The organism is Rhodoplanes sp. JGI PP 4-B12, assembly GCF_900188135.1.
This window is the reverse complement of sequence record NZ_FYEN01000008.1, coordinates 1-10774: the sequence shown is the minus strand read 5'-3', so window position 1 is coordinate 10774 and position 10774 is coordinate 1. Positions and strand designations below refer to the sequence as shown.

9 protein-coding genes are annotated in these 10774 nt (G+C 61.4%); 2 read left to right on the top strand and 7 right to left on the bottom strand.

What is annotated here, in order from left to right; translation table 11 throughout:
- Positions 1-1069, bottom strand: a 1069-nt coding sequence (locus CFA80_RS00605) for a molybdopterin cofactor-binding domain-containing protein (RefSeq protein WP_143549655.1), incomplete at its 3' end; no start/stop codon positions are given.
- Between the two features lie 227 nt (positions 1070-1296).
- Here CFA80_RS00605 and CFA80_RS00600 point away from each other — a divergent pair.
- On the top strand, positions 1297-2694 hold the full coding sequence (locus CFA80_RS00600; protein ID WP_245281133.1) for a (Fe-S)-binding protein: 1398 nt from the start codon (positions 1297-1299) through the stop codon (positions 2692-2694).
- 2 nt (positions 2695-2696) lie between these two features.
- Here the strand turns inward: CFA80_RS00600 and CFA80_RS00595 are convergent, their stop codons facing one another.
- The 3 genes from CFA80_RS00595 to CFA80_RS00585 form a co-directional block, all read right to left on the bottom strand.
- Positions 2697-4352 carry a carboxypeptidase regulatory-like domain-containing protein gene (locus CFA80_RS00595; protein ID WP_088518436.1) on the bottom strand — a complete coding sequence of 552 codons (1656 nt, stop codon included), beginning with the start codon at positions 4350-4352 and terminating at the stop codon, positions 2697-2699.
- Positions 4353-4592: 240 nt separating this feature from the next.
- Positions 4593-5372: a class II aldolase/adducin family protein gene (locus CFA80_RS00590; RefSeq protein ID WP_088518435.1), complete on the bottom strand. Its 780-nt coding sequence runs from the start codon at positions 5370-5372 to the stop codon at positions 4593-4595.
- A gap of 87 nt (positions 5373-5459) precedes the next feature.
- A complete protein-coding gene (locus CFA80_RS00585) occupies positions 5460-6110 on the bottom strand; it encodes a hypothetical protein (protein WP_088518434.1) in 651 nt (216 codons plus the stop codon).
- A 226-nt stretch (positions 6111-6336) separates the two neighbouring features.
- On the opposite strand from CFA80_RS00585, the gene CFA80_RS00580 reads away from it, so the two are divergent.
- On the top strand, positions 6337-7215 hold the full coding sequence (locus CFA80_RS00580; RefSeq protein ID WP_088518438.1) for a YihY/virulence factor BrkB family protein: 879 nt from the start codon (positions 6337-6339) through the stop codon (positions 7213-7215).
- A gap of 35 nt (positions 7216-7250) precedes the next feature.
- On the opposite strand, the gene CFA80_RS00575 is transcribed toward CFA80_RS00580, so the two are convergent.
- The 3 genes from CFA80_RS00575 to CFA80_RS00565 all read right to left on the bottom strand — a co-directional run bounded on the left by CFA80_RS00575 (position 7251) and on the right by CFA80_RS00565 (position 10677).
- Positions 7251-8213, bottom strand: coding sequence for a tripartite tricarboxylate transporter substrate binding protein (locus tag CFA80_RS00575; protein WP_088518437.1), 963 nt, complete (start codon positions 8211-8213; stop codon positions 7251-7253).
- 152 nt (positions 8214-8365) lie between these two features.
- Positions 8366-9532, bottom strand: a complete 1167-nt coding sequence (locus CFA80_RS00570; protein ID WP_088518433.1) for a beta-propeller fold lactonase family protein — start codon at positions 9530-9532, stop codon at positions 8366-8368.
- 53 nt (positions 9533-9585) lie between these two features.
- Positions 9586-10677 carry an MBL fold metallo-hydrolase gene (locus tag CFA80_RS00565; RefSeq protein WP_088518432.1) on the bottom strand — a complete coding sequence of 364 codons (1092 nt, stop codon included), beginning with the start codon at positions 10675-10677 and terminating at the stop codon, positions 9586-9588.
- Positions 10678-10774: the final 97 nt, after the last annotated feature.

Sequence of the window (10774 nt, the reverse complement as noted above, 5' to 3'; positions counted from 1 at the left end):
CGGTGGCCTCGATATGGGAAGCCGGCGTGCGGTAGACGCCGGCCAGGGTGCCGAGATTGCCGGTAAAAGCCGGCATGCCGGTCTGCAGATAGGCACCGATCGCGGCGGTGACCCTGGCACGGAAGCCGAGGAACGTGCCGTTCTGGTCGAGCGCGAGTTCCGCTTCGGTGACATTATCGCGGCCTTGCGCGTCGCACAGAAAAGATTCCGACCGTGTCGCCACCCATTTCACCGGGCGCCCGGTGAGCTTGGCGGCGCACAGCACCAGCGCCACTTCGTTGTAGACGGCCGACTTCATGCCGAAGCTGCCGCCGATGTCGCCGCACACCACACGGATCTTGCTGTCGGGGACTTTCAGCACAAATTGTGACAGTTCGGTTTGAAACACATTGGTCCGCTGCAAGGTCGTGTAGATCGTGTAGCGGCCTTCGATCGGCTCGAACATGCCGATGCAGCCGCGCGGCTCCATGGTCGCCGCCGTGACGCGATTGATAACGAAGCGATGCTTGACGACATGCGCGGCGCGCGCAAACGCCGCGTCGGTTGCTTCCTTGTTCCCTTCGAGATGGACGAAGCCGATATTGTTGGGACAATCGTCCCAGACCAGCGGTGCCCCCGGCTTTGTGGCATCGCCGGTGGATGCGATCGCAGGCAACGGCTCGTAATCGACCTCGATCAGCTCCGCGGCATCGATCGCCTGATAGTAATTTTCCGCAACGACGAAGGCGACGTAGTCGCCGATCATGCGGACGCGGTCCTCGGCCAGCGCCGGATAACGCGGCCGATAGCCGGGCACGCCATTGCGGCGCTGCAGTCCGCCGGGCACCGGCAGATCGCCGAAGCCGGCGGCCTTATACTCGGCGCTAGTCAGCACCGCGAGCACGCCGGGCGCGCTCTTGGCTTTGGCAATATCGATCGAGCGGATGCGCGCATGGGCATGCGGCGAGCGCAGCACACAGCCGAAGGCCATGCCGGGAAACACCATATCGGCGACATAGCGTCCGTGGCCCTTAACCAGCCGCGGATCTTCGAATCGCGGAACGGGCTGGCCTATCGCGAATTCACCCATCAGAATTCACCCATTACATGCCTCGCGCAGCGGCGTGGTGGAATGCCAAAGCGAAATTGCTGGTAAGTGCAAAGTCATTTTCGCTTGGGCCTATCGGAAGGAACGATCGGTCTTACAACGGCTTGCAAAGGCCTTCAATCGGGCTTTAATCGGACCGGGCGGGGCAGTACGCTGACCCAGACTTACGATTTGCCGGATTCGCTCTGGCAATGAGGTAGCCCACGATAATGCCGTCCTCGTCGCAAAGCTCGACCGACCCGGCAGTGCAGACATTCGAAGCTGCGTTGAATGGGCGCGCGCTGGCCATGGCCGATGCCTGCACCCGTTGCGGCAAATGCGTTGAGGTTTGCCCGGTCACCGGGCCAGGCGGACTCACGCCGGAAGAGCTGCAAAATCCCGCCGCAGTCATTGACGGCATCATCGACATTGTGCGCACCGGCCAAGTTCGCACCAATGATGGCAATGAGGCCGCCCGCAAATGGGCCAATGCCTGCATTCTCTCTGGCGAATGTATCAAGGCCTGCGACTACGGCGTTAATCCGCGCTTCCTGTTGCACATGGCGCGGGTCCAGATGGCGCGCAGGTCCGACGCGGCAGTACAGCGCAAAAATGGCGTCGATGGTTTCCGCAAAGTTGCGCGCGAGGTCACGCATCTGTCGCGCATCCAGCTCGATGACGCACTGCTGCAACGCTTGGGGCAGGGCGCCAAGCAAGCGAGTGGCGCAGAAGAGCCGCCGGATTTCGTTTTTTACACCGGCTGCAACGTGCTCAAGACGCCGCACATCGCACTCCTCGCCCTCGACATCATGGATGCGCTCGGCGTCACCTATGAGGTGATGGGCGGACCGACGCATTGCTGCGGCATCGTGCAGATGCGCGCCGGCGACGTCGCGACATCCGGCCGTGTCGCCGAAGGCACGCTCGACAAGCTTTCGCGCAGCAAGAGCGGGCAGGTGCTGTCGTGGTGTCCGTCGTGTCAGGTGCAGTTCGCCGAGACGACACTGCCGACGATCGAAAGGACGCGCGGTGCGCGGCCGTTCGAAATGACGCCGTTCACGCTGTTCATCCGCAAGAATCTCGACCGGCTGCGGCCGCTGCTGCGTGAGCCCGTGCCGATGCGGATCGCATTGCACCGCCATCCGGGCATCCATGGAGTCGTCGAAGCGGCCGAGGACATTTTGCGCGCGGTCCCCGGTATTGAAATCGTCGATCTGCACCAGCCAGCGGTCGGATTACAGGCCAACAGCATTCGCGTGCTGCCGGCCTATCGCCGGCAATTGCAGGAGCAGGAACTGGAAACCGCGGCGGCCGTCGGCGTCGATGCGCTGGTCGCGGTCTACCATTCCGATCACCGCGAACTCTGTGCGCATGAGCGCGACTGGCCGCTCCGCATAATGAATATATACGAGATCATCGGCGCCAGCATGGGATTGCGGCGCGACGATCGCTTCAAGCGGCTGAAAATGATGCAGGATGCTGATGCGATCCTCGCCGACTGCCGCGATCTGGTCGAAGCGCACGGCCTCGATGTCGAAACGACCCGCACCGCGATCGAGGCGATGCTCGAAGAGCAGCCAGCGCCGCTGCGGGGGGCGCCGCTGCGCCCGGGAGACGATGCTCGATAAGATCAATCCTGCGGCTCGACCTTCACCAAGGCGTGGGCATGGTTCGAACCGACCCAGAATGACACCGGCGTCGTCGAATTATCAACGTAAAGGGTCCGCATATTGGTCTCGGACGGCATCAGATATTGCTCCGTTGCTCCGGTCTTCGGATCCATGCGGACGACGCGATCGGTCGCCATTGTCGAGGCCCAGATGGCGCCGTTCTTATCGATGTTTGCCCGATACGGGAACGTGTAGGGTGGCAGCGGATATTCGGTGAACTTCTCCTTCCTGGTGTCGAAGATCGCGACTTTGTTGCCGCGATATTCCGTCACCACGATACGGTCCTGATCGTCGATCTCCATGCGCCGCGCGCGGGCATGCGGCGTCGGCAACGGGAACCATTTCACCGCATGGGTCTTCGCATCGATGGTGCCGAGATACCCTTCCGAGAACTCGGCCATCCACAAATTATTTTTGGAGTCGGATATCACCTGATACATGCTGTAGTGATGACCCGCCGGCAACTCGCTCGTCGGATGGAATTTTTCCCAGGTGTTGCTGGCGATATCGAGCCGGAAAATGTCCTGGGTGCCGACGCTCTTGGTCCAGACCTTGCCGTCGACATCGTGGCGCAGTCCGACGAAATTTAATTGCACCCGGTTGTCGTTCCACTCCGCGGCCAACGGATAGAATTTGGTCTCGCCGGTCTTCGGATCAAGCGTGCCGAGCGCGCCCTGGTACATGGTGTCGAACCAGAGTTTCCCGTTCCGGTCGAACTCGAGCGAGAGATTTCCTTCCGGCGCGTCCGGTTTGAATTTCTTGGTCGGATATTCGGTGAGTTTGAGCGTCTTTGGGTCAAACTTGGAGATGAAGAGCTCACCAAAATCCGAGTACCAGACGTTGCCCTCCTTATCGAGCACCACGTCGTGAGGCTCGGTGGTCGGCCGAACCACGTCGTATTCAGTCACGATCGCATGCGTCGAGCGGCCGGTCGGGCGCGGCAGCGTCTTGAGCGGATACTGCCAGTGATCGGTCGCGCTCAAATTGATGGTCGCGAGATATTCGGCCATCTTGCGGTAGTCCTCGGGCTTCCCGGCGCGGTCAGGATCGAGCATCACCTGCGGTTTGATCGGTTGGCTCACCGCGCCATAGCCCTTCATCCGGCTGATCACCTGCATCCACTCGTTCACGTCATGGGTCGAGCGCACGATGCGCTCCAGCGTGTGGCAGCTCATGCAGTCGAGCAGCATGGCTTTTTGCTCTTCGCTGCCCGGGATGCTCATCATCCATTCGGCATTGCTGAGCTGACTTGCGAGGTCATGCGTTTTATCGGGCTTGAGATTGAGGCTGCTCGTCCGCTCGGCGATGACATTGGCGCTCGTCGGCGCGCTGAGATCGTAACCGACCGCGCGGATCGTGACGGTGTAACGACCTGGCTCTAAACGGCTTTCCGAAAACGCGTAGCGGCCTTTGGCGTCAGTTGTCACGCTCGTCGATACGATCGATCCATCCTTGCGCGCCGTCACCACGACGCCTTCCATGGCGCCCTCGGCGTCTGACGTGACTTGACCGGTCAGCGCGGCGGGCGCGTGCTCATCCGCGCGGACAGCGCTCGGCGCAAGGGACAGACCGGCGGCCAGCGCAGTCGTCATCCACAGGATGGATACGGATTTCATCGAGCGCTCCCTAAACCGAATTTTATTTTATCGGTGGCGGGCGCAATCCCGCCGCAAGGCAAATACCAGAACCGAAATTATCCTGCGCTCGTTCTTGGCCGTCGACAACCCTGCTCGGGCGCATACGAGCGATGCGCCGCCCCGGTCAAGGTTGCAGTGCAATCTTTCGCAATCAAGTGGAACCCGAACCTCGTTCACCGCAGCGAGACCGGCTGCGTTGGTCGGAGCGGTGCGCCAGCTTCAGGTTTTGTAGTCGGGTTCCGTTCGATCGAGGATGCGTTTCAACGCATCGAAATGCCGCTGCGCCGGACTTGGGCCGTCGTAGAATTTCGCGCCGCCAATTTCGCGCTTGGTCTTCTCGACCACCACGGCCGGCACCTGTTTGAGCGGCTGGCCCGTCCACATGGCGTAGATTTGAACCTGCGCTGCGCGCTCGAGGTAATAGAGCCGGTCATAGGCCTCGGCGACGGTGAGGCCGAGCGTGGTGATGCCGTGATTGGCCATGAACAAAACGCTCTTATTGCCGATGACCCTGGCGAGGCGCTCGCCTTCGGCGGGGTCGAAGGCCGGGCCGGTATATTCGTCGTCATAGGCGATCATGTCGCTTAAGCCGACTTCGGTCTGGCCGATTTCCTTGATGCGCGGATCTTCCAGGCGCGTAAGCGCGCTGGCATAGGGCATGTGGGTGTGAAACACCGCGGCGGCTTGCGGCAGCGCCTTATGAATCGGTGCGTGTATGCAGTAGCAGGAGCGCTCAACGTCGCCGGTGCCGCGCTTGACCTTGCCGTCGGCTATGCCGACCTCCATCAGCGACGAGGCGGTCACTTCGGACCAATGCATGCCGAACGGGATCTGATAATAGACATCGTTGCGACCCGGAACGGTAAGCGTGAGATGGTTGAAAATGCCCTCGCTAAAACCGTGCCTGAAGGCGAGCCGGTGCGCCGCCGCAAGATCGACGCGCGCCTGCCATTCTTCGGCGCTGCGTTGCATACTGTTCGGCGAAACCCTGATCTGCATTGATGCGTTCCTCTGCTGTCCACTCCAGCACAAAATTGCCGAGCTGTCAGCCGAGGCCGCGCCGTCTGAGCGAGGTGCGCGTTGCTGTTACGGTAGTTCGATGGCTTTCAGCCATTCTACGCCGAGCCGGCCTTGACCGACGATAAGCCGCACGGAGCCGCTGTCCGCCATCGCTTGGAGGTCCTCCTGCGGCGTATCGATTGCCGTGATGGGAACATGCAATCGGTCGTACACCTTGCGCGGAGCATGGAGCTCGACGACCGCGCGTGAGGAGGGCCAGGCACGCATGGCTACGTAATATGTACGGTGATCTGGATCGCTCTGGCGCGTCGGGTGCTTGGCAACGACGGCTACATCCCTGCTGATCAGTGGCGTGCCATAGCCGTTGGCGATGCCGGCAAGTCCAAACACGAGGAAGGTCATGCAGAGGCCGAAACCGGCGCGGAATACTAGTTTAAGGTGTTGCGGCATCCCGCGGGGAAAGTCGTCGCTGCCCCAGATGACAAAACTGGCCAGAAACCAGAGCCCAATGCTGGCGAGCCCGCCGACATAGATTGTGCGGTCGGCGATCAGAAAGGGATAGTGGTCGATCGCAACCAGCCCGATCGCAGGACCGCCAAATATTACAAGGCTCTGCCAGATTGCCGAGCCTATTTGCGGTAAGCGCGGCTTGGTCGGATCGAGCGAGAAAGGGCTTCGTCCTCCCGGACGCCACCAAACATGGTCGGTACTGGACATCGGATTCTCTGCGCTTCTCGGTCCTCTGCATTACCGTGCACGCGTAAATGGATTATTGATGAAATAAAGCGGAATGCGCGCAGTTCGGCGCCGCAAATGGTGAGCGACGCTCAAAGCGCGTTAACGGCCGGAACCCGATCCGGCGTGGGGGAACCGGCCCCGCGCGCCTTACGTTGAACCAATGCTCGGTCCAACGATGCCGAGGCTTGTGACAAAAAGCGGAGCGATGAAAAGCGCTTGGCTCCTGATCAAATCGACGATCGAGAATTGGATCGCGCATAAGGATGCGCGGCAGGGCGCCGCGCTTGCCTATTATTCGATTTTCTCCGTCGGTCCGCTGATGGTCATTGCGATCGTGATCGCCGGTTTCGTATTCGGTGCAGAAGCCGCGCGCGGCCAAGTGCAGGAGCAGCTTTCCGGCATGGTCGGCCAGACCGCGGCGGCGGCGATAGACGGCATGCTTGCCGGAGCAAACAAGGCGCAACAGGGCTTGCTCGCCACCGCGATCGGCACCGCGGTTCTGTTGTTCAGCGCGCTTGGCGTCGTCGTTCAGCTCAAGGACGCCTTCAATACGGTATGGGAGGTAGATGAAACAAAGATCAGCGGCGTCTGGCAATTCATCCGCACGTATCTGATCTCGCTGGGCGCGGTGATCGGATTTGGTTTTCTGCTCCTAGTGTCGCTCTTGTTCACCACGGCCTTGTCGGCCGCCGGGCAATTTGTTGGCGCTGAATTGCCGCAGACGGCCCTGCAAAGCGCCGGTTCGCTCATTTCGTTTACGGCCATCACCGCGATGTTCGCCATGATGTTCAAGTGGCTGCCCGATACTGAGGTGGAGTGGCGCGATGTCTGGCTCGGCGCCGCCATCACCGCCGCGCTGTTCGAGCTCGGCAAATTGGTGATCGGCATCTATGTGGGCAAGCTGGCGCTCGCTTCCACCTATGGCGCGGCCGCCTCGCTCGTGATCCTGTTGATCTGGGTCTATTATTCCGCGCAAATCGTGCTGTTGGGCGCCGAGTTCACGCACTGCTATGCGAACCGCTATCGCGCGCGCGAGGGGGCGTCCCACGTTCCTCGGGAAAGTTTATCCAAGTCTGCGGCTTGATCCGCGCGCGTGAAGCAAAGCGCGCGTCGTCGTCGTCAATCCATTTGGATATTGGCGTCCTTAATCATCTTTCCCCACAGCGCGAGTTGAGCCTTGATGAAGTCGCCCAGCTCTTCCGGCGTTGAGGAGAAGCCCTCGAAGCCGACATTCTTGAACCTGGCTTGCGCCTCTGGACTGTCGATGATCTTGCGCAGCGCGCCATTGAGCTTGTTCACGACTTGCGGCGGCGTGCCGGCCGGCGCGACCAGGCCCGCCCACGTGTCGAGATTGAAGCCTTTGATACCAGCCTCGTCCATGGTCGGCAGATCCGGGAACAGCGTGCTGCGCCGGATGCGCGACACGGCCAGTGGGCGCAGCGTGCCGGCATTGATATGCGGCATGGCGGTGGTGAAATCGGCAAGCATCATCGAAACCCGACCGCCGATGATGTCTTCGAGCGCGGGCGGCGTGCTCTTGTAGGGCACGTGCAGCATGCTGATGCCGGCGACATGTTTAATCGTCTCAAGGGCGACGATGCCGGCAGTGTTGCCGGTTGCAAAGGTCAGCTTGCCGGGATTGGCCTTGGCATAGTCGATGAGCTCCCTGACCGAATGGATCGGGAGTTTCGGATCGATAACCAGCATCAATGTGAAGCTTCCGACTCGCGTGATCGGCACAAAGTCTTTCACCGGATCGTAGTTCACGTCCTTATGCAGATAAGGATCGGCTGAGAGGGGCGAATTGGTCCCCATCAGCAGGGTATAGCCATCCGCTAGCTGATGATGGACGTAAAGCGCAGCCAGCGCGCCGTCGGCACCCGGACGATCTTCCACGATCACCGGCTGGCCAAGCGCGGGACCAAGCTCGTTGGCGATGATGCGGCAGATGGTGTCGCTGGCGCTGCCGGGACCGAACACGGCCACCATGGTGACCGGGCGCGAAGGATAATTGTCGGCGTAAAGCGCGGCGCTGAATAAGGCAGCGGTGGCGGAGACGACAACGAGGAGCAATTTTCGCATGCTGCTTCTCCTGTCCGTGCGATCGGCGTAGCTGGTGCACGTCATGGCGCGTTCGGCACCGCCATGCGGGCCGTACACCTCGTTCTTAAGGATAGCAGATTGCGGGCGACGGTGTGTGTCGTCGTCGTCGCGGGTATTTGGCTCCGTCTCCGTCAGGGTAGCGCGAGCATTCCGCTCCAGAATTGCTGGGAAGTGCCGACTTCGACGTCGTGTTTGCGCGCGAAACTGAGCCTGCCGTCCTCAGCGATCCGGAAAACCGTCATCCCCGCCGGCATGCCGGCGCCGTCGCGGCGTGGCATCGGCATGATGCTGGCGACGACCAGAAGTCGACCGCTTTCGTCGATGCCGAAGGTGCGCAGTTGAACGCCGCGGCCGTCGATGTGCTGGATCGGCTTCGGCTCGCCGCTATTCTGATCGATGGCGTACGCGACCACATTGTTCTCGCCACCATTCGAAATTTCTCTGCCGCCGCCATCAGCCACCGGGAAGGTCCGATTGGTCAGGTAGACGAATTTGCCGTTGCGATCGACATGGATCGGTCCCGCGCCCTGACTCGCCGGCGTCTTGGGATTCGACAAAGTATCCTTCACAAAAAGCGGGTCCCGCGCGAGGCCGGTGGCATCGTCGAGCGCATAGACATAGAGCTTGTTCTGGCGCTCGATCGAGACAAAGGCCCAGGGTTTGGCCGGGTGAAAGTCGAGATGGCGCGGACCGAAGCCGAGACCATTGCCGGGCGCGATCGACGCCGAGTTTCGCAACACGCCATTCTCAAATGCGAATGTCTTGATCGCGCCGGGATCCTCCGGCTTGTTCGCTGTGGCGTGGTTGCCGCGCGTCACCAGCACGACGCAGCGATTCGACGGCGTTGCCAGGATCTGATGCGCATAGATGCCGGTGTCGAGATCCGGCGGCTGTTGCACCGGCGCGCCGATGCTGCCGTCGGCGACAAGGCGATGCACGGTTAGCCCGCTCGGATTGTTGTAAGCCGTAAGCAAATAACTGCCGCTCCGATCGACGCTGGCATGGATGGGCCGCGACGGCAGCGCTGCGGGTTCGCCATGCGGGCTCAAGCCGCCGGTTGCCGGATCGATGAGAAAGGTATTGGCAAAATGCTTGTCGCCGGGAATGCCGGGGCCGCCGTTACTGGAAACGACATAGAGAAAGCGCCGTGACGGATGCGGCCAGGCATATTGGATGTTCGCCGGGACCGTGACCGCGCCACGCTCGCGCAACTCCGCGCCGTCGGCATCGACATCGAAGCATTTCAGGAGCGGTCCGACGCTCGCGTAATAGACGGTTCGCGGCTTGACGGGAGTCATGAGATCAAATCATGAATTTATTTGATCGGACGCGGCTGTGCGCGCGCACTTAATCAAATCGCCACAACCGCGTCCATGGTGACGCGCGCCGGCGCCAGCGCGGCACTGAGCTTCGGCAGCTGGGCATGATCGCAGAAGGCTGGAATTACGGTCCGCGCCTGTACGTTCCGCACTAGCGTCACCGTGTCGGATAGGCGCGGATGGACGTTCCAGCGCATGGTCTGCGCGCGACCGCTTTTGCTCAGCCGCTCCGCCGGCGTGTTAGGATTGATATAGCCGGTGAAGAGGATCGCGATTTCGCCTGAGCGCTCGAATTCCGGCAGCAAGCGTGCCGTCGCGCCGGACGCGCCATCGGCCGATGCGGCGAGCATCACGCCGCGCGGGCCGTCGATCGGCTGTGCGATTTGGGCAAGCCGCTCAATCTGTTGAACAAGACCGTCGCAGAGAGAAACCTTGGCAGGATCGGCAAGCTGCCGCACTGCCTTTTGCATAGCATCGTCGATGAAAATATCGCGCAAACCGTGCCGCATCAGTTCGAGCGCGATTTCCGGGCCGCGGCCGTTGGCCGGCACCGGCAACAGCAGCGGCCCCTTGCCGAGATGGGCCGCAAGCTCGCTCCAGCATTCCGCCAAAGGCGTTTGGTAATCGCCATAAGAGCAGTCGATGAGTGCGGTGGCGACCGCGCGGGCCGGCGGATCGTAGGCATAGAGGATCGATTCCGCCGAATAGTCGCCGGTATAAAGAAAGCCATCGCCGATCGCGAAATTGAGCCAGACGCCGCCGGGCGCATGGCCGTTGCGTCCGGTCTCGATCGCAATGCCAAGCACCTCGCTCATCCCCTGGACGGGCAGTGTGCGTGCGGGGAGTCCCTTGGGCAGAGCGCCGGCGACGATTTCGGTAGCGTAAACCGGTGGATTACCGAGCTGTGCCAGAAGCGACAGCCCGCCGATATGGTCCTTATGGCCGTGGCTGAGGATCAGCGCGTCTGCTGGCGCGATTGCGGCCACATCGGGCAGGCATCCCGGCGGCGGGCCCTCGCCGAGGTCAAGCACAAGGCGTTTGCCCCGGGCTTCGATCGCAAAGCACGCCGGACCCTTTTTGCCGACGCCGGAAATGAGTCGCAGCAATGGCCGATTCTGGTCCATTATTTTTCAATTCCAATTCGTTTGGCCGCGGCCGCCCGCCTAGCGTCCCGATTCCGAAGTTCGCACGCTTTGTCGGCACGCTCTCATGCGAACTTCG